Here is a 24,576-nt window from a genome sequence, read left to right as displayed (position 1 = left end):
TCGACATGAGAGATGCTCGCAGATGAGCGGAACCCCGAGAGCCGGTGGCGCACGATGACCTGCACCGCGCGCCCCGGGGTCAGACGAGCTTCAGCTTCTTGCGGAGCGCCTGCACGTGCCCGGTCGCCCGGACGCCGTACTGCGCGAACTCGAGCGCTCCCTCGGCTCCGACGACGAACGTCGAGCGCAGCACGCCGACGACGGTCTTGCCGTAGAGGCTCTTCTCGCCCCACACCGCGTACGCGCGGTGCACGGTCATGTCGGGGTCGCTCAGCAGCGGGTACGCGATGCCCTGGGCGTCGGCCCAGCGGCGCAGCGCCTCCGGGGCGTCCCGCGAGATCCCGAGGACCTCGTAGCCGGAGTCGCGGAGGGACGCCGCGTTGTCGCGGAAGTCGCAGGCCTCCGTGGTGCAGCCGGGGGTGTCGGCCTCGGGGTAGAAGAACAGGATGACGCGCCGTCCGCGGTATTCCGTGAGCGAGACGGGCTCGCCGTCCTGGTTCGGCAGCGTGAACTCCGGAGCGGAGTCGCCGACGGCGAGGCGCGCCTCGGCGGGGAGGGGGGAGAGGTCGGTCATCGTCTGCTTCCGTCGGTCGTGGCGAAGGTGGTCAGGAGGCGCTGGAGCGAGTCGAGGCGCTCCGGTCCGCTGGCGCCCAGCAGTCCGCCCTCGACAGCCTCGATGACGGCGCAGTCGGGGGAGTCGGGCAGGTGCGTGCAGCCGCGCGGGCAGTCCCGGGCGATCACGGCGAGGGTCGTGAACGCGCCGAGGATGTTGTCGGTGTTCACGTGGCCGAGTCCGAACGAGCGGACGCCGGGGGTGTCGATGACCCAGCCGTGCCGGTCGCCGCGCTCCACGCGGAGCGAGACGGTGGAGGACGAGGTGTGCCGACCGCGGCCCGTCACGGTGTTCACGCGCCCGATGGCCCGGTGCGCGTCCGGGACGAGCTTGTTCACGAGGGTGGACTTGCCGACTCCGGAGTGCCCGACGACCACGGTCTCGTGGCCGAGGAGGGCGTCGGCGATCTCGTCGACCGGCGGCTCGTCCTGGCTCGAGAGGAACACGCGGAGGTCGAGCCCCTCGAAGTTGCGGAGGAACGGGGCCGGGTCCGCGAGGTCGGTCTTGGTGATGCAGAGCATCGGAGTGATCCCGGCGTCGAAGGCGGCGACCAGGTAGCGGTCGACCAGCCGGGTCCGGGGCTCGGGGTCGGCGGCGGCCACCACGCAGAGCATCTGGTCGGCGTTGGCGACGATCACGCGCTCGATCGCGTCGGTGTCGTCGGCGCTGCGGCGGAGGAGGGTCGACCGCTCGCGGATGCGGACGATGCGGGCGAGCGTCCCCTCGTCGCCGCTGGAGTCCCCGACCACGTCGACGCGGTCGCCGGCCACGATCGCCTGGCGCCGCAGCTCGCGGGCCCGGGCCGCCGTGAACTCGTGCTCCTCGGGCGTCCCGTCGCCGATCATCACCGTGTAGCGACCCCGGTCGACGCCGAGCACCATCGCGATCTCTGCGTCCTCGTAGGCGGGCCGGTTCTTGGTCCGGGGCTTCGTGCCCTTCGGGTTCGGGCGCACCCGCGCGTCCGACTCGTCGTACCCGTCGAAGTCGTCGAGAGCACCGTCGGCGTCGAGGCCGCTGTCCGTCCACCACGACACGGGTCAGACCGATCCGGCGAGGGTCGTCCACAGTTCCGGGAACTGGGGGAGGGTCTTCGCTGTCGTCGCGACGTCCTCGATCACCACGCCGGGGACCACGAGGCCGATCAGGGCGCCGGCGTGGGCCATGCGATGGTCCGAGTAGGTGCGCCAGCGGCCGCCGTGGAGCTCGGCGGGCTCGATGCGCAGACCGTCCTCGAGCTCCGTGACCCGGCCGCCGAGGCCGGTGATCTCGGCGGCGAGGGCGGCGAGGCGGTCCGTCTCGTGGTGGCGGATGTGGCCGATCCCGGTCAGGGTGCTGGGAGTGGAGGCCAGCGCGGCGAGGGCGGCGAGGGCGGGGGCGAGCTCGCCTCCCTCCGACAGGTCGAGGTCCACGCCCAGGATCTCGTCGCCGCCGGTGACCACGAGGTCCTCGCCGTCGCGCTCGACGCGGGCGCCGAACAGCGGCAGGATCCGCTCGAGGTGCGCCCCGACCTGCGTGGTGACGGCCGGCCAGTGGCGAAGCCGGACGCGGCCGCCCGTGACGAGGGCCGCAGCGAGGAACGGCGCGGCGTTCGAGAGGTCGGGCTCGATCAGCACGTCGGCGCCGGCGATGGGCTGCGGCGCGACGGTCCACTCGCCGTCGGCGGGCGTGCCGACCTCGACGCCCCGTGCCGCCAGTGCGGCGACGGTCATGTCGATGTGGGGCCGGGAGGGGACGGCGCTGCCCTCGTGGCGCAGGTGCAGTCCCTCCTCGAAGCGGGCGCCGGCCAGCAGGAGCGCCGAGACGAACTGGCTCGACCGCGAGGCGTCGACGACGACGTCGCCGCCCCGGACGGCCCCGGAGCCGTGGACGGTGAAGGGGAGCGCGCCGCGGCCGTCGTCGGCGACGTCGACGCCGAGCGCGCGGAGGGAGGCGATCGTCGCCCCCATCGGCCGCTTCGCCGCGTACGCGTCGCCGTCGAAGGTGGTGGGGCCGAGCGCGAGGCCGGCCAGCGGCGGGACGAAGCGCATCACGGTGCCCGCGAGCCCGCAGTCGATCGTCGTCGAGCCGAGCAGCTCCTCCGCGGGCTCCACGACCAGGTCGGCGCCGAAGCCGCCGGTCGAGCCGGACTCCCGGATCGTGGTGCCGAGCGAGCGCAGCGCCTCGACCATCAGGGCGCTGTCGCGGGAGTGCAGCGGCGCCCGCAGCGTGGAGGGCCCGTCGGCCAGAGCGGCGAGCACCAGCTCCCGGTTGGTCAGCGACTTGGAGCCGGGCAGGCCGACCTCGGCGTCGAGAGCGCCGGCCGCGAGGGGTGCGGGCCAGGCGTCGTCGCCGGGGAGCGCACGGGCGTCGCCGTACGGATCGAACTCGGGAGCGGAATAACGCGAGAAGACCATCGGTTGTCAGGATAGTCGGCGCGCAGGGCGTCGTCAGGAGCGTGACGGAGGCGGAGCATGACGGCAGCACCCCCGGTCCTCCGGAGCAGCAGGCCCGTCGCCCGGAGGCGCCCTCGTGCCGCAACCCCGGTCGTCCGCCGCGCCGCCGCTCTAGAATCGCTCGTGATGACTCGCGACGACGAACCCCGCACCACCCCCGCCGACGAGGCTCCCGAGCCCGCCGACGCGGAGCAGACGATCGTGGAGACCGTCGAGGAGTCGCTGGACGACGCCCCGGTCGAGGCTCCCGTCGATCTCCGCTCCCTCTTCGAGCAGCAGGCGCTGCCCTTCATCGACCAGCTCTACGCGGCCGGTCTGCGGATGACGAAGAACCCCTCCGACGCGCAGGACCTCGTGCAGGAGACGTTCGCGAAGGCCTTCGGCGCGTTCCGCCAGTTCGAGCAGGGCACCAACCTGAAGGCCTGGCTCTACCGCATCCTCACGAACACGTTCATCAACTCGTACCGCAAGAAGCAGCGCGAGCCCTATCAGAGCGCGATCGACGAGCTCGAGGACTGGCAGCTGGGCGGCGCCGAGTCGACCACGGCCACCTCCAGCCGCTCGGCCGAGGCGGAGGCGATCGACCACCTCCCCGACACCGCGGTGAAGGAGGCGCTCCAGGCGATCCCGGAGGACTTCCGGCTCGCCGTCTACTTCGCCGATGTCGAAGGCTTTTCCTACCAGGAGATCGCGGACATCATGAAGACCCCCGTCGGGACCGTCATGAGTCGGCTGCACCGCGGCCGGCGCATGCTGCGCGAACGACTCACCGACTACGCACGCGAGCGCGGATTCCGCGCCGCATTCACTTCCGGGAGCACGAAATGACCGACAGCGGCTGCACGAAGGCGAAGGCCGAGCTCGAGGAGTACCTCCACAACGAGCTGTGCAAGGAGGACGCCGCCGACATCCGCGAGCACATGGCGGGATGCGTCGACTGCGCCGATGAGGCGAAGGTCGGCGTGGTGCTGACGGTCGCCGTGCAGCGGGCCTGCAAGGAGACGGCGCCGGAGGACCTCCGCGCCCAGGTGCTCGGCATGCTCCGCGACGAGCACGCCGCGCACTCCCAGGCGCCCGCCCGCCTCTAGGCGCCGCACGACCCGGGGAGCCCCGGCCGTTCGAGACAACCCGCGCACCGCGGGCCCTCGAAGGGCCGGGGCTCCGTCGTGTCCGGCGGCCTCCGGGTGCCGCGGCACCCGCACGTCGCGCGCGCTCCTGCCGGTCTCTGCGGGCCTGCGGTCAGGCACGGTCCGCCTGCAACGCGACGGGCCCGCCGGAACACGAGGTTCCGACGGGCCCGACCGCGTCGTGCGGATCGCGGGTCAGCGGGTGAGCGCCCGCGACAGCAGGTCGGCCTGCTCGGAGGCGTGCCGCTTGGCCGAGCCGGCCGCGGGGGAGGCCGCGGACGGCCGCGAGACCACGCGCATGGACCGGCCCAGCTTCGGAGCGACCTCGAGGGCCATGAACGGCCAAGCGCCCTGGTTCTCGGGCTCGTCCTGCACCCAGACGAGCTCCGCGTCCGGGTAGCGCTCGGCGATGCCGCGCAGCTCCTCGATCGGCGCCGGGTAGTACTGCTCGACCCGGACCAGCGCGATGCCGTCGTCGGGCTTCTTCTCGAGCTCCGCCTTGAGGTCGTAGTGGACCTTGCCGGCGTGGAGCAGGACGCGCTTCACGGCCGAGGCGTCCTGGATCCGCGCGTCGTCGATCACCGGCTGGAAGCGGCCCGAGGTGAAGTCCTCGACCGGGCTCGAGGCTCCGCGGAGACGCAGCATCGCCTTCGGGGTGAAGACGATCAGCGGTCGGCGGGGCCGGGAGTAGGCCTGGCGGCGCAGCAGGTGGAAGTAGGACGCCGGCGTCGACGGGCGCGCGACGGTCATGTTCCGCTCCGCGCACATCTGCAGGTAGCGCTCGATCCGCGCCGACGAGTGGTCGGGGCCCTGGCCCTCGTAGCCGTGCGGGAGCAGGAGCACGAGCGACGAGCGCTGGCCCCACTTCTGCTCGGCCGAGGAGATGAACTCGTCGATCACGATCTGGGCGCCGTTCGCGAAGTCGCCGAACTGCGCCTCCCACAGCACGAGCGAGTCGGGCCGCTCCACCGAGTAGCCGTACTCGAACGCCATCGCCGCGTACTCCGAGAGCAGCGAGTCGTAGATCCAGAGCCGGGCCTGCTGCTCGGACAGGTTCATCAGCGGCAGCCACTCCTGGCCGTTCTCGCGGTCGTGGAGGACAGCGTGGCGCTGGACGAAGGTCCCGCGGCGCGTGTCCTGGCCGACGAGGCGCACCGGGGTGTCCTCGAGCAGCAGCGAGCCGAGCGCGAGCAGCTCGCCGAAGGCCCAGTCGATGGAGCCGGAGCGGCTCATCTCCTGGCGCTTCGCCAGCAGCTGCTGGAGCTTGGGGTGCACGGTGAAGCCCTCGGGCGGCGTCGTGAACGCGTCGCCGATGCGGGTGACGACCTCGGTCTTCACGCCGGTCACCTCGGGCTCGCCCGGGTAGTCCTCGCCCTGCTGCGCGTCGGGCAGCTCGAGGTCGGCCACGGAGTCGCCGTCGGCGGTGATCACGGGGATCGCGCCGGTCTGCGCGGCGTGGGTCTCGGCGAACGCGCGCTCCAGGCGGTCCTGGAAGTCCTGGTGGGCGCGGTCGTACTCCTCCTCGGTGATGTCGCCGCGGCCGACGAGCGCCTCGGTGTACAGCTTGCGGACCGAGCGCTTGGCCTCGATCAGGCTGTACATCAGCGGCTGGGTCATCGAGGGGTCGTCGCCCTCGTTGTGCCCGCGCCGGCGGTAGCAGATCAGGTCGATGACCACGTCGCGGTGGAACCGCTGGCGGTACTCGAACGCGAGCTGCCCGACATGGACGACCGCCTCGGGGTCGTCGCCGTTCACGTGGAAGATCGGCGCCTGGATCGTCTTCGCGCCGTCGGTCGAGTAGATCGAGGTGCGGGCCTCGTGAGGGGGAGTCGTGAACCCGACCTGGTTGTTGATGTTGATGTGGATCGTGCCGCCGGTGCGGTACGCGCGCAGCTGCGACATCTGCAGGGTCTCGACCACCACGCCCTGGCCCGCCATCGCGGCGTCGCCGTGCACGAGGATCGGCAGCGTGGTGAAGGTGCCGATGGGCTTGCGGTCCTGCTTGGCGCGGACGATGCCCTCGAGCACGCCGTTCACGGCCTCGAGGTGCGAGGGGTTCGCCGCCAGGTAGACCGGGATCTCCTCGCCCGCCGCGCCGCGGAAGGTGCCCTCGGTGCCGAGGTGGTACTTCACGTCTCCGGAGCCCTGGACCGTGCGCGGGTCCTGGGTGCCCTCGAACTCGCGGAAGATCTGGCCGTAGGTCTTGCCGGCGATGTTGGTCAGCACGTTCAGGCGGCCGCGGTGGGCCATGCCGATCGCCACCTCGTCGAGGTGCTCGTCGGCCGCGCCCTGCAGGACGGCGTCGAGCAGCGCGATGAGCGACTCGCCGCCCTCGAGCGAGAAGCGCTTCTGGCCCACGTACTTGGTCTGCAGGAAGGTCTCGAAGGCCTCGGCCTCGTTGAGCTTGCCCAGGATGCGCAGCTGCTCGTCGTGGCCCGGCTTCTCGTAGCCGCGCTCGAGCTTCTGCTGCATCCAGGCGCGCTGCTCCGGGTCCTGGATGTGCATGTACTCGACGCCGACGGTGCGGCAGTACGAGTCGCGGAGGATCCCGAGGATGTCGCGCAGCTTGAGCTGGCGCTTGCCGCCGAAGCCGTCCGTGACGAACTCGCGGTCGAGGTCCCAGAAGGTGAGGCCGTGGCTCTCGATGGCGAGGTCGGGGTGCGAGCGCTGCACGTACTCCAGCGGGTCGACGTCGGCCATCAGGTGCCCGCGGACGCGGAACGAGTTGATGAGCTCCTGCACGCGGGCGGTCTTGGAGACGCGCTCGGCGAGGTCGACGGCGATGTCCGTGGACCAGTGGATCGGGTCGTAGGGGATGCGCAGCGCGGCGAAGATGTCCTCGTAGAACCCGCGGCCGCCGAGCAGGAGCTCGTGCACGATCTTGAGGAACTCGCCCGAGCCGGCACCCTGGATGACGCGGTGGTCGTAGGTCGAGGTCAGGGTGATGGTCTTGCCGATGCCCAGCTCGACCAGCGTCTTCTCGGACGCGCCCTGGAACTCCGCCGGGTACTCGAGGGCGCCGGCTCCGATGATGCAGCCCTGGCCCTTCATCAGGCGGGGGACGGAGTGGACCGTGCCGATGCCGCCGGGGTTCGTCAGCGAGAGCGTGGTGCCCGCGAAGTCGCCGGCGACGAGCTTGTTGCCGCGCGCGCGCTTGACCAGGTCCTCGTAGGCCGAGAGGTAGGCCGTGAAGCTCAGCGTGTCGGCGCGCTTGATGCTCGGCACGAGCAGGGCGCGCGTGCCGTCGGGCTTCGGCATGTCGATCGCGATGCCGAGGTTGACGTGCGCCGGGGCGACGACCGCGGGCTTGCCGTCGACCTCGTCGTAGAACACGTTCTGGCTCGGGAAGTCCTTGAGCGCGCGGATGAGCGCCCAGCCGATCAGGTGCGTGAACGAGACCTTGCCGCCGCGGGTGCGGCGCAGGTGGTTGTTGATGACGATGCGGTTGTCGATCATCAGCTTCGCCGGGATCGTGCGGACGCTCGTCGCGGTGGGGATGCTGAGGCTGGCGTCCATGTTGGTCGCGAGGCTCTTCGCCATGCCGCGGAGCGGGGTGACGACGTCCTCGTCCGGCGTCGAGTCCTCGGCGGAGGGCTTGCTCACCGGAGCGTCGGCCGGGATCGGCTGCGCCTTCGGCTGCTTCGACGTGGTGCGGGAGGCGGGGGTCGACTCGGAGGAGGAGGCCGCGGCGGGATGGGTCACGGCGCCTCCGCCGCTCGACGAGACGCGCTCGGCGGCAGCGGCGGGCTTCGAGGCGGCGGGCGCGGGGGCCGCGGCGGGAGCCGGAGCCGGAGCGTCCTTGCCGGAGTTCGCGAGCTGGGCGCCGTAGCGCTCCAGGATGGGCCACCAGGACTCGTCCACCGAGGCGCGGTCGGAGCTGTACTGCTCGTACAGCTCCTCCACGAGCCACTCGTTGGCTCCGAAGTCCTCCGCGCCCTGCTCTGTTCCTGCTCCGGTCAACTGGCTCGACACAGCCGATCGCCCACTCTCTCCGTTGATTCGTCCTCGATCATCCGGACGGGCCCGTCGCATCCCTCGGCGCCTGCCACCGCGGCGGAGGAGGTCGTCCTCGCACCAGCGGGAACCGGTGCCGTCGCCTGGTCCCGTCCCGGTCGCCAAGCCTAGCCCCGTTCCCTGCACGGCCGACCCGGGGCCGCGCCGGAGTAGCGTTTCCCCCATGCGTTTCTCCGGCGGAACACCCTCAGGCGACCTCACCTACTCGGACGTCTTCCTCGTCCCCGGCCGCTCGTCGGTGACGAGCCGCCTCGACGTCTCGCTCGCTCCGGGCGACGGCACCGGGGCGACGATCCCCGTCGTCTCCTCCAACATGAACTCGGTCACCGGTCAGCGCCTCGCAGCGACGCTCGCGCGCCGGGGCGGGCTCGGCGTCCTCCCGCAGGACATGCCTCTGCAGGCGCTGGACGCCGCGATCCGCTGGGTGAAGCGCCAGCCGGTCGCTTTCTCCGGCGCCCTCACCGCCTCGCCGGCGACGACCGTGGAGGAGGCGCTGCGCATCCTGCCGGCCGTCGCCGGCCACGGCTTCGTGGTGCAGGAGGAGGGCGGCGCGATCCTCGGCTGCGTCCCGGCCGCGCGCCTGGCGACCGCGCTGCCGGACGCGCGTCTGGGCGACCTGGTGCACTCCGCCACGCCCTCGATCGACGCCGACGACGTGCCCACCGCGCGGGCCGCCTTCGACGTCATGGTGGCCGCCGACCTCGACTTCGCCCCGGTGCTGCACCACGGCGCCCTGGTCGGCACGCTGTCGCGCACCGGCGCCCTCCGCTCCACCGTCTACGACCCGGCGCTCGACGCGGACGGGCGTCTGCGCGTCGCGGCGGCGATCGGCATCAACGGCGACGTCGAGGCGAAGGCGCGCGCGCTCGTCTCCGCGGGCGTCGACGTCCTCGTCCTCGACACCGCGCACGGCCACCAGGAGGGGATGCTCCGGGCGCTCCGGACGGTCTCCGCGCTCGATCTCGGAGTGCCGATCGCGGCGGGCAACGTCGTCACGGCCGACGCGGTGCACGACCTCGTCGACGCGGGAGCGGGCATCCTCAAGGTCGGCGTCGGCCCCGGCGCGATGTGCACCACCCGGATGATGACCGCGGTCGGCCGCCCGCAGTTCTCGGCCGTCCTCGAGACGGCCGAGCGCGCGCACGAGCTGGGCGCCCACGTCTGGGCGGACGGCGGGGTGCGCTACCCGCGCGACGTCGCCCTCGCGCTGGCCGCGGGCGCCGCCTCCGTGATGATCGGCTCCTGGTTCGCCGGCACGATCGAGGCTCCGGGGGAGCTGCGCAGCGACGCGGCCGGCCGGGTCTACAAGGAGAGCTGGGGCATGGCCTCGGCCAAGGCGGTGCAGGAGCGCTTCGACCGCCTCGACGCCTACGAGCTCGCCCGCAAGCGCCTCTTCGCCGAGGGCATCTCCTCCTCCACCATCTACCTCGACCCGTTGCGGCCCTCGGTCGAGGACCTGCTCGACATGATCACCTCGGGGGTCCGCTCGTCCTTCACCTACGCCGGCGCCCGGAGCGTGGCCGACTTCCACGAGCGGGCGCACGTGGGCCTGCAGTCGGCCGCGGGCTACGAGGAGGGCAAGGCGCTGCCGGTCAGCTGGTGAGCGGGCGCCGCGTGCTAGAACCGAGCCCATGACCATCGTCGACAACGCCGTGTACGTCGACGGCCGCCGCATCCGGAACCCCGACTCGCTCGAGGACACCTTCGAGCTGATGCGCGACGAGCACGGCATGGCCTGGATCGGCCTCTACCGCCCGACGCGCGAGGAGGTCGAGGCGGTCGCCGAGGAGTTCGGGCTGCACCCGCTCGCCGTCGAGGACGCGCTGAGCGGGCACCAGCGGGCCAAGCTCGAGCGCTACGACGACGGGCTCTTCGTCGTGCTGCGGCCGGCGCGCTACGCGGACGCCGCCGAGACGGTCGTCTTCGGCGAGCTGCACGTCTTCGTCGGCCCCGACTTCGTGGTCACCATCCGGCACGCCGATTCCCCGGACCTCGCCCGCGTGCGCCGCCGCCTGGAGGAGGATCCGGCCCTCCTCGCCCGCGGGCCCGAAGCGGTGCTCTACGCGATCCTCGACCAGGTCGTCGACGAGTACGCGCCGGTGGTGTTCGGCGTCCAGGGCGACGTGGACGAGATCGAGGACCAGCTCTTCGGCGACGACTCGGACGACGGGCTCTCGGAGCGCATCTACCGGCTCTCGCGCGAGGTCATCCACTTCCAGCGCTCGGTGCAGCCGCTGACCGCCCTGCTGCACGAGCTGCTGCAGGAGTCGACGCCCGTGGAGGGGGAGCCCTCGCCCTCGCCGGAGCGGATCGAGCTGCGCCGCTCCCTCCGCGACGTGCTCGACCACACCATCCGCGTGACGGAGGCGGTCGACTCCCTGCGCGCGATCCTCGACAAGGCGCTCACGGTGCACTCGACGCTCGTCTCGCGCCGGCAGACCGAGACCGGGCTCGCCCAGAACGACGTGGTCCGCAAGATCTCCTCGTGGGCGGCGATCCTCTTCGCCCCGACGCTGGTGGCCGGCATCTACGGGATGAACTTCGACGACATGCCGGAGCTGCACTGGCGCCTCGGCTACCCCTGGGCGCTGGGCCTGATGGTGCTGTTCGGCTTCGCGCTCTACGCGGTGTTCAAGCGGAAGAAGTGGCTCTGAGCCGCCGCGTCGGAGCACGCCCGGCAGCGCTCCGCGGCGGGTAGACTCGGCGCCACAATGGACGACCCTCCCTCTGCGCATCCGGCCCGTTCCGCTCGCCGCCGTGCTCCTCGGACTCCCGCCCGCCGCTCCGGTGCCGCCGCTCCGCCGGCCCGCACTGTCCGGCCCTCCTCGCACCTCCCTCTCGTGACCGGGGGCGACCACCGTGGGAACTGAGTGGCTCCTCCTCGGCGTCGGCCTGCTGCTGACCCTGGGCACCGGCGTCTTCGTCGCCAGCGAGTTCGCGCTGGTGAACCTCGACCGGGCCGATCTCGAAGCCCGTCGCGACCGCGGCGAGACGCGCCTGGGCATGACCATCGCGGCCCTGCGCGTCACCTCCACGCACCTCTCGAGCGCGCAGCTGGGCATCACCCTCACGACGCTGCTCACCGGCTACACGATGGAGCCCGCCCTCTCGACGCTGCTCCAGGAGCCGTTCAGCGGATTCGGCATCCCGGAGGAGGCGCTCGCGCCGGTCATGACGGTGGTCGCCATCGTCATCGCGACCCTGCTGTCGATGATCCTCGGCGAGCTGGTCCCCAAGAACTTCGCCCTCGCTCTGCCGCGGGCGACCGCGAAGCTCGTCGTGCCGCTGCAGACCGCGTTCACGACGGTGTTCCGCCCGGCCGTCGCCCTGCTGAACGGCAGCGCGAACGCCCTGCTGCGCCTGGTCGGCATCGAGCCGAAGGAGGAGCTCTCGGGCGCCCGCAGCGCCGAGGAGCTCTCGAGCCTCGTGCGCCACTCCGCCAGCGCCGGACTGCTCGAGGAGGACACGGCCGACCTGCTCGGGCGCACCCTCCGCTTCTCCGCCCTCACCGCGGGCGACGTGATGACGCCGCGCCTGCGCCTGTCGACGGTCGAGCGCGCGAGCACCGCGCAGGACGTGCTCGACCTCGCCCGCACCACCGGGTTCTCGCGCTTCCCGATCACGGACGACGACATCGACGACATCGTCGGAGTCGTGCACGTCAAGCAGGCCGTCGCCGTGCCCCGCGGCAAGAGGTCCGACGTGCCCGTCACGGCGCTGCGCTCCGAGCCGCTCCGCGTCCCCGAGACCATGAAGCTCGACGTGCTGCTCACGGAGCTGCGCGGACGCGGCTTCCAGCTCGCGGTCGTCGTCGACGAGTACGGCGGCACGGCGGGCGTCGCCACGCTCGAGGACCTGGTCGAGGAGCTGGTCGGCGAGGTCGCCGACGAGCACGACCGCTCCCGGGCCGACGTGGTCAAGCTCCCCGGCTCCACCACCTTCCCCGGCATGCTCCGCCCCGACGAGGTCCTCGACCGCGCCGGCGTGCACATCCCCGAGGAGGGGCCCTACGAGACGGTCGCCGGATTCGTGATGAGCGAGCTCGGCCGCCTCCCCGCCGTCGGCGACCGGGTCGACGTCGAGGGCGGCTCGCTGCGCGTCGAGCGCCTGGACGGCCGCCGCATCGACCGCCTCCGCTTCACGCCCGACCCCGACGCGGATCCCGACGGGATCCCCGACCCGCTCGCCGACGTCGCCCGCGGACACCGCGGACGGAAGGAGTCCGACGATGAGTGACTGGGCCGGAATCGCCTGGCTCGTGGTGCTCCTCGCCGCGAACGCCTTCTTCGTCGGAGCGGAGTTCGCGGTCATCTCCGCGCGCCGCTCCCAGATCGAGCCCCTCGCGGAGAGCGGACGCCGCAGCGCGATCACCGCGCTCGCCGCGATGGAGCACGCCACACTGATGCTCGCGACCACGCAGCTGGGCATCACCGTCTGCTCGCTGCTGATCCTCAACGTGAGCGAGCCGGCGATCCACCACCTGCTCGAGGTGCCGCTGCACGCCGTCGGCATCCCCGACGAGCTCTCCGGCACCGTCGCCTTCGTCATCACGCTGCTGATCGTGTCGTTCCTGCACGTGGTGCTCGGCGAGATGGTCCCCAAGAACATCTCGTTCTCGATGCCCGACCGCGCCGTGCTCCTCCTGGCGCCGCCGCTCGTCGCCATCGCCCGGGTCCTCCGCCCGATCATCGTCGCCCTCAACGCGGTCTCGAACGGAGTGCTCCGCCTCTTCAGGGTGGAGCCCAAGGACGAGGCGAACAGCACCTTCACGCTCGAGGAGGTGCAGACGATCGTCGACCAGTCCACCCGCGAGGGCACGCTCCGCGACTCGACCGGGACCCTCCTCGCCGCGTTCGAGTTCACCGAGAAGAAGGTCCACGACGTCGCCCTGCCCCTCGACGGGATCGTCAGCCTCCCCAGCGGAGCGACCCCCGCCGACGTCGAGCGCGCCGTCGCCAAGCACGGCTTCTCGCGCTACGTGATCCTCGGCGAGGACGGCACCCCCGAGGGCTACATCCACCTCAAGGACGTCCTCGACCTCGACGGCGACACGGAGGGCGCCAAGTTCCGCCTCCCCGTCCCCGCCAAGCGCATCCGCCAGCTCGCCTCGATCTTCGAGGCCACCGACCTCGAGGACGCCCTCGCGATCATGCGGCGCACCGGCGCCCACCTCGCCCGCGCGTTCGACGAGCAGGGCCGCGCCACCGGAGTGCTGTTCCTCGAGGACATCATCGAGGAGCTCGTCGGCGAAGTCGACGACGCCACCCGCCGCTAGGCGCGGGCCGCGGAGGGGCCGTCTGCGGCGTTGTCGTCGGGCGCGATACCGCCGGTATCGCTTCCTCCTCCGCCTTGCATCCGACCCCTCCGCGGCCCGCGCCCGCGGGTGCTGGAGGGGGCGTTGTCGTCGGGCGCGATACCGCCGGTATCGCTTCCTCCTCCGCCTTGCATCCGACCCCTCCGCGGCCCGCGCCCGCGGGTGCTGGTGGGGGCGTTCGCGGCGTTGTCGTCGGGCGCGGTACCGCCGGTACCGCTTCCTCCTCCGCCCAGCGACTGCCCCCTCCAGCACCCGCGCCCCCCCTGGAGAAAGGGGAGAGGGGTGCGGCTGCGCCGGCACCAGTGCGCTGCGCCGGCACCGGGCGGATCCGTCGCAGGGCGACGTAGGGTGGCGGGATGGGTGAGCGGGTCGGGACGGCGGAGGCGGCGCGGAGCATCAGGGTGCCGCGGGAGGACGACGACAAGTACACGCGCGGGGTGCTGGGGATCGCGACCGGGTCGGAGCGGTACCCGGGAGCGGCGGTGCTCGGCGTCGAGGCGGCGGTGCGGACGGGAGTCGGCATGGTCCGCTACCTCGGACCGGAGCGGCCCGCGGGACTGGTGCTCGCCCGGCGGCCGGAGGTCGTGACCGCGGTGGGACGCGTGCAGGCCTGGCTCGTCGGCTCCGGCACCAGCGCCGAGGACCGCAGCGACGAGGAGCGGCGCACCCTGATCGAGCAGCTGCACTCGGGAGTCCCGGTGGTGCTCGACGCGGGCGCGCTCGACCTGATCGACGAGGCCGCAGGCCCGGTCGTCATCACGCCGCACTACCGCGAGCTCGCCGGAGTGCTCGGCCGAGCGGGTCTGGACGCGGACGCCGCGACGATCGCCGAGGCCCCGGGGGAGTGGGCGCGCCGGGCGGCGGACCGCCTCGGAGTCTGCGTGCTCCTCAAGGGCGGCACCACCCACGTCGTCGCGGGCGGCGTCGAGCTCGAGGTCTCCGGATCCACGCCCTGGCTGGCGACCGCGGGCAGCGGCGACGTCCTCGGCGGCGTGCTCGGCGCACTCCTCGCCGGTCGGGCCGCGGACACCGAGGCGGCCGGGGCGGCTCTGACGGCGGAGGACCTCGCCCCCGTGGCAGCCGCGGCCGCCGTCCTGCACGCGGAGGCCGGACGGAGCGCCTCCGCCGGCGGCCCGATCGCCGCGCTCGACATCGCGGAGCACCTGCCCGGAGTGGTCGCCGCGCTCCTGCGCTGACACGCCCGTCGGACGAGCGCTGAACCGAACCGGGACCGCCGCCGTTGTCCTGGAGGAAGCGACGCCCGCTGCCCGGCTCACCGGCTCCGCACCGCCGCCTCATCGGGTGCTCGAAGCGAGCACCTCTACCGTCGGATCCGCCGCGTCCGCCTTGACCAGGAGAACAGACATGACCGCGAAGACCACGACTCCCGCCCGCTACGCCCTGACCCTCCTCGCCGGCGCCGGCACCCTCGCCGCGCTCGCCGCCTGCTCCAGCACCACCACGACCGGGAGCGACGCCGCCGACGCGGCGACCACCACCGCTCCGAGCACCGCCACCAGCTCCGCCCCCGAGGCCACCGGCGCCGCGTCCTCCGCCGCGAGCGGCAGCAGCTACGCCGACGGCACCTACGAGGCCGAGGGCGGATACACCTCGCCCGGAGGGAACGAGAAGGTGGGCGTCTCGCTGACCCTCGCCGACGGCGTCGTCACCGACGTGACCGTGACCCCGGAGTCGGAGAACCCCACCGGCCAGCAGTACCAGTCGCGCTTCGCGGGCGGCATCGCGGGCGAGGTCGTCGGCAAGCAGCTCGACGAGCTGAAGGTCTCCAAGGTGTCGGGGTCCTCCCTCACCTCCGGCGGCTTCAACGACGCCGTCGAGACCATCAAGGCCGATGCCACGGCCTGACGCCCCGACGGTCCTCGGCCACGCGTGGCGGTTCGACGCGATCGGCACCGGCTGGCAGATCGACACCGCCGAGCCGCTCGGGCCCTCCCACCGCTCGCGGGTCGAGGCGCGCATCGCGGAGTACGACCGCACCTGGTCGCGGTTCCGTGACGACTCCGCCGTCTCGCAGCTGCGGGCCGGAGGCGAGCACGTCTTCCCCGACGAGGCGGTCGACCTCTTCGCACTGTACGACGTGCTCGACGAGCTGACCGGCGGGGCGGTCACCCCCTTCGTCGGCGGCTCTCTCGAGCAGCTCGGCTACGACTCCGCGTACACCCTCGTCCCGCGCGGACCCGCCGTCCCCGCTCCCCCCTGGGCCGCCGCCCGTCGCGGAGCGGCGGGACTGCGGGTCGAGCCCGGGACCGTCGTCGACGTCGGCGCCGCGGGCAAGGGCCAGCTCGTCGACCTCGTCCTCGAGGAGCTCGACGGAGTCGGGCCCGCCGTCGTCGACGCGAGCGGCGACCTCCGGGGCATCGGAGCCGGACCCGTCCGGGTCGGCCTCGAGCACCCGTGGGACCCGAGCAGCGCACTGGGAGTGGCGGTGCCCGGCGACCGCGCGCTCTGCGGCTCGGCGAGCAACCGCCGCGCCTGGGGCAGCGGCCTCCACCACGTCCTCGACGGGCGGACCGGAGCTCCGGTCGAAAGCATCGTCGCCACCTGGGCGGTGGCCGACACGGCCCTCGTCGCCGACGGGCTCGCGACCGCGCTGTTCGTCTGTCCGCCCGAGGCCCTCGCCGAGCGCTTCGACTTCGAGTTCGTCCGCGTCCGCAGCGACGGCACCCTCCACTACTCGCCTTCCTTCCCCGGAGAGGTCTTCCGATGATCGGCACCTTCGACCGCGCCCTCGGCCGCGTCACCACCTACCGGCTGGTCTGGATGACGCTCGCCGCGCTCCTGCTCGTCGCCGTCGGCTACGCCGCAGCCGGCCTGATCTTCTCGACGCCGCTCGAGATCCTCGGCACGACGCTCGTCGCCGTCGCCTCGACGGCCCTGGTCAGCGCGGTCCTCGCGAGGCTGTTCCGGAGCCGCGCGCACCTGGAGTCCTCGCTCGTCACCGGTCTGCTGATCGCCTGCCTCCTCTTCCCGACGGCCGATCCCCGCGGGCTCGCCGTGATCGCGCTCGTCGGCGCGATCGCCGCCGCGTCCAAGTACGTCCTCGCCTGGCGGGGCCGCCACCTCTTCAATCCGGCCGCGGTCGCCGTGCTGATCATCGGCTTCACCGGGCTCAACGCCGGAGCCTGGTGGATCGCCAGTGGCGCGATCTGGCCGTTCGTCGTCGTGGGTTCCCTCCTGATCGTCGCGCGGGTCCGCCGCTTCGCCGTCTTCGCCGTCTTCGTCGTCGTCGCCGGCGGGGTGTCCGTGCAGCAGGCGGTGCAGAACGGCCAGGACCTCGGCGCCGCGGCGGCCCTGGTCCTCACGGCCTACCCCTTCGTCTTCGCCGGCGCCTTCATGCTGACGGAGCCGCTCACGCTCGCGCCGCGCCGCTCGCAGCAGCTGATCATCGCGGTCGTCGCAGCGCTCGTGGCGAGCGTCCCCTTCCACATCGGCGTCGTCTCCGCCACTCCGGAGCTGGGCCTCGTGGTCGGCAACGCCCTCGCGTTCGCCTTCGCATTCCGCCAGCGTCGGCGGCACACGCTCGAGCTCGCCTCGACCCGCGTGCTGGCGCCGGGCATCGCGGAGTACCGCTTCCGCTCCCGCTCGCCGCTGACCTTCGAGCCGGGCCAGTGGCTCGAGCTCGACCTGCCGCACCGCGCCGACAGCCGGGGCAGCCGGCGCACCTTCTCGGTCTCGTCCGCTCCGTCCGACGGCGAGATCGCGATCGCCCTGCGGATGCCGGAGAAGGCGAGCAGCTTCAAGCGCGCCCTCGCCGCTCTGGAGCCCGGCGACTCGCTCCGGGCGACGAGCGTCGGCGGTGACTTCGTCCTGCCGGCCGATCCCGCCGTGCCGCTGCTGCTGGTGGCGGGCGGCATCGGGATCACCCCGTTCGCCAGTCAGCTCCGCTCGCTCGCGGACGGTCCGCGGCGCGACGTCGTCGTCGTGGTCGCCGCGCCGAGCCTCGCCGAGGTCGCGTACCGCGACCTGCTGCAGGAGTCGGGGGCCCGGGTCGTGCTCTGCTCGAAGGAGGCGCCGACCGACCTGCCCGCACGGTGGTCGCACGTCACAGGCCGACTGACCGCCGAGCTGCTCGCGGACGCGGTGCCGGACGCCGGCCGCCGCGTGGGCTACGTCTCCGGGTCGCCGTCGTTCGTCGACTCGGTCCGCGGCGCCCTGCGCGGTGCCGGGGCGAAGCGGATCCGCACCGACGCGTTCGCCGGCTACTGAGTTCATCGGGTCGTGACGCCGTCTGCTGACGCCCGGCGGCGACCGACGCCGCCGGGGGACCGATGCCCAGCGGGAGCGGCGCTCTCAGGCGGGCTCAGGTGCTGCCAGGGTCCCGTTCAGCGGCCCCTCTACAATGACGCGGTGCCGTCCTCCCCTCCTCGAGCGTCCTCCCGCCCCCTCGCCCGGCTGCGCGAGAACCGCGACTCCGTCGCCGTGCTCTGGGGCGCCTTCGCGCTGGTGCACGTGGTGCTCTCCCTCCTGGCGCTGTTCGCTCCGGGTCTGCCGATGGGCGACGTCAGCATCGTCTACAAGGAGTGGATGAGGACCGCCGTCGAGGGCGGCGGCATCGCCGGGATCGACACGGGCTGGGTCTACCCGATCCTCGCCTGGGGCCCGATCGCCGCCTCCTGGCTCTTCGGCTCGGCGGGCTACGACCTGATGTGGCTCGTCCTCGTCGCGCTCGCCGACGCCGCCGCCTTCGCCCTGCTGCTGCGCGGCCGGTCGGCACCGCGCCTCGCGGCGGCGCGCTGGTGGCTGCTGTTCCTCGTCCTCCTCGGGCCGATCGCCATCGGCCGCATCGACGCCTTCACCGCGCCGCCGGCCATCGCCGGGATGCTCTGGGCGGCGACCCGTCCGGGCGTCGCGGCGCTGCTGCTGACCGTGGCCACCTGGATCAAGGTGTGGCCGGCCGCGATCCTCGCCGCTGCCGTGCTGGTCCTGCGCGGACGGCTGCGGATGATCCTCGTCCCCGCGGTCGCCTCCGTGATCATCGTGCTCGCGGTCGTCCTCGTCGGCGGCGGGGACCAGGTCTACAGCTTCGTCACCGACCAGACCGATCGGGGCCTCCAGATCGAGGCCGTCGTGAGCACTCCCTGGATGTGGCTGTCGGTACTCCCGGGATCGGGGAGCTACGTCTACTACGCCGCCGACATCAACACCTTCGAGATGCACGGGCCCGGCACCGAGTTCGCGGCGAGCCTGATGACCCCGCTGCTCGCTCTGGCCATGCTCGGCGTGGCCCTGCTGGGTGCCCGTGCTCTCGCCCGCCGGGCCGACCCCGCCAGGTTGTTCCCGCTGCTCGCGCTGACCTTCGTGGTCGTGTTCATCGACACCAACAAGGTGCTCTCGCCGCAGTACATCGTCTGGCTCGCGCCGCCGGTGATCGCCGGGCTGATCGCGTGCCGCGACGGCGCATTCGACCGGCCCGCGAAGCTGACCCTCGTCACTGCGGCTCTGACCCAGGTGGTCTACCCGTACCTCTACCTCTTCCTCCTCTGGTCGCACTGGTGGATGGTGCTCGTGCTGACCGTGCGGAACATCCTCCTCGTGGTGCTGCTCGGCTGGCTGCTGCGCGAGCTGTGGAGGATGGGGACGGCGCGGGTCGTCGCACCCGGCGCCACGACTTCCGCGTCGTCGCTGACCGGCGAGACCCGCCTGGCGCCCCAGGGCTCGTAGGCTCGGAGGGCGCGGGGCCGGCACGCGGTGCGCGCAGTCAAGGAGGCTCCCATGCTCGTCGCATTCTCGGTCGCACCGTCCGGGGGCGAGGCGCCCGACGCGTCCGTCCACGACGCCGTCGCCGCCGCCGTCCGCATCGTCCGCGAGAGCGGCCTGCCGTCGCGGACGACCTCGATGTTCACCGAGATCGAGGGGGAGTGGGACGAGGTCTTCGACGTCGTCAAGCGCGCGACGGAGGCCGTCGGAGCGTTCGGGACGCGCGTGTCGCTCGTCCTGAAGGCGGACATCCGCCCCGGCTACTCGGGCGAGATCGACGGCAAGATCGCCCGGCTGAACGACGCGCTGGGGGAGTAGCGGGTCCGCGCCGAGACCTCTCGCGTGCGGGTGTGCTCGAATCGATTCGACATCCGTCCGATCCTGAGTAGCCTTGAGCGGTGACGCTCTCGCCCGCTCGGACCCGCCTCGCCCTGCTCGCCCTCGCGATGGGGGGCTTCGGCATCGGCTCGACCGAGTTCGTCGCGATGGGGCTCCTCCCGCAGCTCGCCGCCGACCTCCTCCCCGGGGTCTGGGCCGTGAGCCAGGAGCAGGCCGTCTCGCAGGCCGGGATGCTGATCTCGGCCTACGCGCTCGGTGTCGTGGTCGGCGCCCCCACCATCGCCGCCGCAGCGGCGCGCTGGCCGCGCAAGAGGCTCCTCCTGACCCTGCTCGTCGCCTTCACCGTCGGGACGATCGGCTCGGCGCTGCTCCCGAGCTTCCCGCTCGTCCTCGCCGCGCGCTTCGTCGCCGCGCTCCCGCACGGCGCCTACTTCGGCATCGCCTCCCTGGTCGCCGCCGACCTGATGGGTCCCGGCAAGCGCGGCAAGGGAGTCGCGTTCGTCCTCTCCGGGCTCACGATCGCGAACGTCGTCGGCGTGCCCGCGATCACCTGGGTCGGGCAGGTGGCCGGCTGGCGCAGCGCCTACCTCGTGGTCGCGGTGCTCTTCGCGCTGACCGTCGTGGCCGTCCAGCTGCTGGTGCCCGCGCAGCCCGGGAATCCGGCGGCGACCGTCCGCAACGAGCTGCGGGCGTTCGGGCGCCTGCAGGTCTGGATGACCCTCCTCGTCGGCGCCATCGGCTTCGGCGGACTCTTCGCGATGTACAGCTACATCTCGCCGCTCGCGACCGAGGTGACGGGCCTGCCGCTCGGCGCGGTCCCGTGGATCCTGGTCGTCATCGGCCTCGGGATGACCGTCGGCAACCTCGTCGGCGGCTGGGCCGCCGACCGCGACGTGCGGCGGGCGCTGGTGGTGTTCTTCGCCGGCGTCGGCGTCTCGCTGATCGGACTCGCGCTGTCGGCCTCGTCGGTCGTCGGCCTGGTGGTGTTCGCGTTCCTCTCGGCGGGCTTCTCGGCGGCCGCGTCGCCCGCGATCCAGACCCGGCTGATGGACGTGGCGCGCGACAGTCAGACGATCGCGGCCGCGCTCAACCACTCCGCCCTGAACATCGGCAACTCGGTGGGTGCCGCGCTCGGCGGCCTGACGATCGCCGCCGGACTGGGCTACCTGTCGCCCATCTGGGTCGGCGTGGGCCTGACCGCGGCCGGAATCGTGCTCGCCTTCGGCAGCATCGCGATCGACCGCGCCCGGGGCACGGTCTACCCGGTCCACCGCGAGCCCGCCCAGCCGGGCACCGGCGGCATCCCGGTCGACGCGCTGTAAGCAGAGCGCGGCCAGGGCCTCTGGAAGACTCTCGGCATGCGCGCCGTGAGCTACTCGTCCTTCTCCGCCCTCCCCGCGATCGTCGAGGTCCCGGAGCCCGTCTGCCCCGTCGACGGCGTCGTCGTCCGCGTCGCGGCGACCGGGGTGTGCCGGAGCGACTGGCACGCGTGGAAGGGGCACGACGACTCGGTCGTCCTGCCGCAGATCCCCGGGCACGAGTTCGCCGGGACGGTGATCGCGACGGGAGCCCAGGTGTCGCTCTTCGCGGTCGGTGACCGGGTCACGGCGCCGTTCGTGTTCGCCTGCGGCGACTGCGAGCAGTGCCGGGAGGGGGCGACGCAGGTGTGCCTCCGGCAGCAGCAGCCGGGATTCACCCTCGACGGGTCGTTCGCCGAGGCGGTGGCCGTGACGGGTGCGGACCTGAACCTGGTGCGCCTGCCCGACTCCGTCGGCTTCGTCGAGGCGGCCGGTCTCGGCTGCCGCTTCGGGACCGCGTACCACGCCCTGCACGAGCGCGGCCGGGTCGCCCCGGGGGAGTGGGTCGCGGTGCTGGGCTGCGGCGGAGTCGGCCTCTCCGCGGTGATCGTCGCGCTCGCGGCCGGGGCCCGCGTGGTGGCGTCGGACGTCTCCGCCCCGGCGCGGGAGGCCGCGGCCGCGATCGGGGCGGTGACCGTCCCCGGAGGCGAGGGTGCCGCCGAGGCGATCCGGGCGGCGACCGGAGGAGGGGCGCATCTGGCGGTCGACGCCGTCGGCAGCAGGGTCACCGCGGAGGCGTCGATCGCCGCCCTGCGTCCGCGCGGCCGGCACGTGCAGGTGGGTCTGCTCCTCGGGCCCGACGCGGCACCGGCGATCCCGCTCGGCCGGGTCATCGCCCAGGAGCTGGAGCTGCTGGGCAGCCACGGCATCGCCCGGAGCGGCTACACGGCCCTCCTCGACGACATCGTCGCCGGCCGTCTGCGCTCCGCCGACTCCGTCGGCCGCACCATCGCCTTCGAGGACCTGCCCGACGCCCTCGCCGCGATGGACGCCCCCGCCGCGACGCCCGGCATGACGGTCGCCGTCCTGGCCCCCTGACGCGGGCCCGCAGGAGCACTCGCAGTCCCGGTCCGGTGGGTCTCGATGCCCAGCGTCCCGCGGCATCTCGACCAGCATCGACCCGTTGTCCGTGCCTGGCGGGTCTCGATACGCCGCGTCCCGCGGCGACTCGACCGGCACGACTCGGGCACGCCCTTCCGGCTCGACTGCAGGAGCAGGTGGCCGCCGCTCGACGAGGTGGAGTCCGCCGACAGCGATCCGTGTACCTTGGATAGATGCCTGGCGACGCACCTCGCTCCGCGGAACGCACCACGTCGTGAAGCCGACCGCGCCGTGGTGGGCAGGGACCGCCGCGCCCTCGTGGAGCCCGCCGACAGCGATGCGCGTGCCAGCGGATCGATGCCGGGCGACGCACCTCGCTCCGCGGAACGCACCACGTCGTGAAGCCGACCGCGCCGTGGAGGGCGGGGACCGCCGCCCCCCCCCTGGAGCCCGCCGACAGTGATCCGCGTGCCAGCGGATCGATGCCGGGCGACGCACTCCGCTCTGCGGAACGCACCACGTCGTGAAGCCGACCGCGCCGCGGCGGGCGGGGACCGCCGCGCCCTCGTGGAGCCCGCCGACAGCGATCCGCGTGCCAGTGGATCGATGCCGGGCGACGCACCTCGCTCCGCGGAACGCACCACGTCGTGAAGCCGACCGCGCCGTGGCGGGCAGGGACCGCCACGGAAGAGGACTCAATCCGTCTCGATGAGGATCCCGTCGTGGATGGCGCGCTTGCGGAGCGCCACCTTCGTGCCGACGTCGATGCCGACGACGCGGTACTTCTCGCGGATCCGCTTGAGGTACGACTTCGCCGTCTCCTCCGAGATGCCCAGCTCGAACGCGACCGACTTCACCGGCTCGCCGCCGCCGTAGAGAGCCATCACGCGGCGCTCCTGCGCGCTGAGCTTCGGCGCTCCGTCGGAGTCGCCGGTGGAGAGCGCCATGTCGAGCTCGTGCGAGATGTAGGAGTGGCCGTCCTTGGCCGCGCGGATCGCCTCGACGATCATGTCCGCGTCCTCGGTCTTCACGAGGTAGCCGAGGGCTCCGGAGGCGAGTGCCTCGCGGACCACGGCGGGCTCGGAGTAGGTGCTCATCAGCACGGTCTTCACCCCGGTGGTCTTGAGGGTCGAGAGCTTCACCGAGATCGGGATGTTGTCCTTGAGGTCGAGGTCGAGGAGCACGACGTCGACGGGGAACTCGGGGTGCGTGAGCAGCTCGGGCCAGGAGGCGACCGCGGCCACCAGCTGGATGTCGGAGGCGGCTCCGCGGATCCACTCCGTGAGCGCTCCGAGGAGCATCTTGTGGTCGTCCACGACCGCGAGAGTGATCTTCGCGTCAGCGGTGGGTGTCATCGGTGTCCTTCGGTCGGCGGTCGTCGGCGGTCTATCGGCGGCTGCTCACCGGTCGGCGGGATTCTCGACCAGGCAGTCGATCTCGATCCGGAGCTCCCCGTCGCGTGAGGTGTCGCGGAAGACGCCGACCTGAGCGATAGCCTCCCACGTCGCAGGATCGACGCCGCGCAAGGGCGCGCCTGAGGAGCGGAGCGTGATCGGCACGAGCAGTCCTCGGGCGGCCGTCCCGGCTCCGGGATCGCGGGGGCTGCCCGACTCGACGTGGAGGACCACGGCGAGCCCGGTCGCGCTGTCGGCGATCAGCCAGATCGCCGAGAGGAGCCCGTCGCGCTGCTGGTGCCCGAGGAGCCCGGCGGTGCCGTCCGGGTCGTCGAGCTCGACGAGCGGCGCGAGCAGCTCGGACTCGAGCACGGCGTGGTGCAGCCAGGTCTCGCGCCGCCCCTCGATGAGGTGGAGGCGGAGCTGGGTGGCGAGCGAGGTCGCGTGCGCGGCGCGCTGGGCGTCGAGGGGCAGGCGGACCGAGCCGTCGCCCACCTCGGCGAGGAGGCGCTCGGCGGCGAGGTCGAGCCGTGCGAGCTCCTCCGAGGCGAGCATCCCGACCGCGTAGCGCGGGCCGAGCGTGGTGCTCTGCACGAGGGCGCGGTCGATCTCGAGCTGGACCATCCGGCGGAACCCGCGCATCATCACGACCACGACGACGGCCGGCGCGATCGTCACCACGAGGGCGCTGATGCGCACCGAGAGCGCGCCCGCGCCGCCCGACTCCATCGAGAGGAACGCGATCACCTCGGCGATCGCGACGAGGGCGCTCACCGCGAGGATCTCGATCCCGCGCCGGTGGACGATCAGCGCGGCGTGCGCGACGGCGCCCGCGACCGCGGCGGTGGGGACGGTGCGGGCCGCGCCGGAGTCGGTCACGGCCACCAGGTCGAGCACGACGGCGGCTCCGACGGCGACGAGGAAGCAGAGGTAGACCGGGAGCGGCAGGCGGCGTCCGCCGAGGTGGATCGCGAGGACGGTGGACCCGAAGGCCAGGACGACGAGGACCCAGGCGATCGCCGCGGGCGCGAGGTCGCTGTAGCGGGCGGAGGTCGAGAGGAAGATCAGCAGCTCGTAGGCGAGGATCGCGGCGGCGATGCCGTTGAGGCCGCTGCCGAGGTAGTTGGTGCCGAGCCCCTCCTGCTGGCGGCGGACCGAGCGGGCGGACCGGGAGGAGCGGCCGTGCGTTGCGGGCACGCGTCCCAGCAGCGGGGCCCGCGACTCCG

Annotated in this window: 20 protein-coding genes; 14 read left to right on the top strand and 6 right to left on the bottom strand. The window is 72.9% G+C overall.

Going from position 1 to position 24,576, the window contains the following annotated elements; all coding sequences use genetic code 11:
• Positions 1–79: 79 nt before the first annotated feature.
• From bcp to aroA, 3 genes are read right to left on the bottom strand one after another with little or no spacing between them, the layout of a single operon-like run.
• Positions 80–574 (bottom strand): thioredoxin-dependent thiol peroxidase, encoded by a 495-nt coding sequence (gene bcp, locus C5C44_RS01810; RefSeq protein ID WP_104225495.1) that lies wholly within the window; start codon positions 572–574, stop codon positions 80–82.
• Positions 571–1,647 carry a ribosome small subunit-dependent GTPase A gene (gene rsgA / locus C5C44_RS01805; RefSeq protein ID WP_104335151.1) on the bottom strand — a complete coding sequence of 359 codons (1,077 nt, stop codon included), beginning with the start codon at positions 1,645–1,647 and terminating at the stop codon, positions 571–573. The genes bcp and rsgA overlap by 4 nt, the downstream gene beginning before the upstream one ends.
• A gap of 3 nt (positions 1,648–1,650) precedes the next feature.
• Positions 1,651–3,006: a 3-phosphoshikimate 1-carboxyvinyltransferase gene (gene aroA, locus C5C44_RS01800; RefSeq protein ID WP_104232787.1), complete on the bottom strand. Its 1,356-nt coding sequence runs from the start codon at positions 3,004–3,006 to the stop codon at positions 1,651–1,653.
• 165 nt (positions 3,007–3,171) lie between these two features.
• On the opposite strand from aroA, the gene C5C44_RS01795 reads away from it, so the two are divergent.
• Positions 3,172–3,873 (top strand): sigma-70 family RNA polymerase sigma factor, encoded by a 702-nt coding sequence (locus tag C5C44_RS01795; protein ID WP_104224117.1) that lies wholly within the window; start codon positions 3,172–3,174, stop codon positions 3,871–3,873.
• Positions 3,870–4,133, top strand: a complete 264-nt coding sequence (locus C5C44_RS01790) for a zf-HC2 domain-containing protein (protein WP_104224116.1) — start codon at positions 3,870–3,872, stop codon at positions 4,131–4,133. The genes C5C44_RS01795 and C5C44_RS01790 overlap by 4 nt, the downstream gene beginning before the upstream one ends.
• Positions 4,134–4,367: 234 nt before the next feature.
• On the opposite strand, the gene C5C44_RS01785 is transcribed toward C5C44_RS01790, so the two are convergent.
• Complete coding sequence (locus C5C44_RS01785) at positions 4,368–8,144, bottom strand: multifunctional oxoglutarate decarboxylase/oxoglutarate dehydrogenase thiamine pyrophosphate-binding subunit/dihydrolipoyllysine-residue succinyltransferase subunit (protein WP_181132652.1); 3,777 nt, start codon at positions 8,142–8,144, stop codon at positions 4,368–4,370.
• A gap of 205 nt (positions 8,145–8,349) precedes the next feature.
• Here C5C44_RS01785 and C5C44_RS01780 point away from each other — a divergent pair, with 205 nt between their 5' ends.
• The 12 genes from C5C44_RS01780 to C5C44_RS01725 all read left to right on the top strand — a co-directional run bounded on the left by C5C44_RS01780 (position 8,350) and on the right by C5C44_RS01725 (position 21,953).
• Complete coding sequence (locus C5C44_RS01780) at positions 8,350–9,789, top strand: GuaB1 family IMP dehydrogenase-related protein (protein ID WP_104335149.1); 1,440 nt, start codon at positions 8,350–8,352, stop codon at positions 9,787–9,789.
• Positions 9,790–9,817: 28 nt separating this feature from the next.
• Positions 9,818–10,840: a magnesium/cobalt transporter CorA gene (gene corA / locus C5C44_RS01775; RefSeq protein WP_104224113.1), complete on the top strand. Its 1,023-nt coding sequence runs from the start codon at positions 9,818–9,820 to the stop codon at positions 10,838–10,840.
• A 205-nt stretch (positions 10,841–11,045) separates the two neighbouring features.
• Positions 11,046–12,422 (top strand): hemolysin family protein, encoded by a 1,377-nt coding sequence (locus C5C44_RS01770; protein ID WP_104224112.1) that lies wholly within the window; start codon positions 11,046–11,048, stop codon positions 12,420–12,422.
• A complete protein-coding gene (locus C5C44_RS01765; protein WP_104335148.1) occupies positions 12,415–13,461 on the top strand; it encodes a hemolysin family protein in 1,047 nt (348 codons plus the stop codon). Before C5C44_RS01770 ends, C5C44_RS01765 begins: the two co-directional genes overlap by 8 nt.
• Before the next feature lie 395 nt (positions 13,462–13,856).
• Positions 13,857–14,696, top strand: a complete 840-nt coding sequence (locus C5C44_RS01760; RefSeq protein ID WP_104335147.1) for an ADP/ATP-dependent (S)-NAD(P)H-hydrate dehydratase — start codon at positions 13,857–13,859, stop codon at positions 14,694–14,696.
• A gap of 169 nt (positions 14,697–14,865) precedes the next feature.
• A complete protein-coding gene (locus C5C44_RS01755; RefSeq protein ID WP_104335146.1) occupies positions 14,866–15,366 on the top strand; it encodes an FMN-binding protein in 501 nt (166 codons plus the stop codon).
• Positions 15,353–16,228 (top strand): FAD:protein FMN transferase, encoded by an 876-nt coding sequence (locus tag C5C44_RS01750; RefSeq protein ID WP_104335145.1) that lies wholly within the window; start codon positions 15,353–15,355, stop codon positions 16,226–16,228. The genes C5C44_RS01755 and C5C44_RS01750 overlap by 14 nt, the downstream gene beginning before the upstream one ends.
• Positions 16,225–17,727: an oxidoreductase gene (locus C5C44_RS01745; protein ID WP_104335144.1), complete on the top strand. Its 1,503-nt coding sequence runs from the start codon at positions 16,225–16,227 to the stop codon at positions 17,725–17,727. The genes C5C44_RS01750 and C5C44_RS01745 overlap by 4 nt, the downstream gene beginning before the upstream one ends.
• Before the next feature lie 141 nt (positions 17,728–17,868).
• Positions 17,869–19,182: a glycosyltransferase 87 family protein gene (locus C5C44_RS01740; protein WP_104335143.1), complete on the top strand. Its 1,314-nt coding sequence runs from the start codon at positions 17,869–17,871 to the stop codon at positions 19,180–19,182.
• Between the two features lie 51 nt (positions 19,183–19,233).
• Positions 19,234–19,536: a thiamine-binding protein gene (locus C5C44_RS01735; RefSeq protein WP_104224449.1), complete on the top strand. Its 303-nt coding sequence runs from the start codon at positions 19,234–19,236 to the stop codon at positions 19,534–19,536.
• 128 nt (positions 19,537–19,664) lie between these two features.
• Positions 19,665–20,879, top strand: a complete 1,215-nt coding sequence (locus C5C44_RS01730; RefSeq protein WP_104335185.1) for an MFS transporter — start codon at positions 19,665–19,667, stop codon at positions 20,877–20,879.
• A gap of 36 nt (positions 20,880–20,915) precedes the next feature.
• On the top strand, positions 20,916–21,953 hold the full coding sequence (locus tag C5C44_RS01725) for an alcohol dehydrogenase catalytic domain-containing protein (RefSeq protein ID WP_104335142.1): 1,038 nt from the start codon (positions 20,916–20,918) through the stop codon (positions 21,951–21,953).
• Between the two features lie 698 nt (positions 21,954–22,651).
• On the opposite strand, the gene C5C44_RS01720 is transcribed toward C5C44_RS01725, so the two are convergent.
• Positions 22,652–23,311, bottom strand: coding sequence for a response regulator (locus tag C5C44_RS01720; RefSeq protein ID WP_104224447.1), 660 nt, complete (start codon positions 23,309–23,311; stop codon positions 22,652–22,654).
• 45 nt (positions 23,312–23,356) lie between these two features.
• Positions 23,357–24,547 (bottom strand): hypothetical protein, encoded by a 1,191-nt coding sequence (locus C5C44_RS01715; protein ID WP_104348244.1) that lies wholly within the window; start codon positions 24,545–24,547, stop codon positions 23,357–23,359.
• Between the last annotated feature and the right edge of the window lie 29 nt (positions 24,548–24,576).

The sequence above is a fragment of the Rathayibacter sp. AY1F6 genome, from assembly GCF_002932035.1.
GTDB lineage: Bacteria > Actinomycetota > Actinomycetes > Actinomycetales > Microbacteriaceae > Rathayibacter.
The sequence above is the reverse complement of the archived record's forward strand: the minus strand, read 5'-3'. Positions and strand labels throughout refer to the sequence as shown.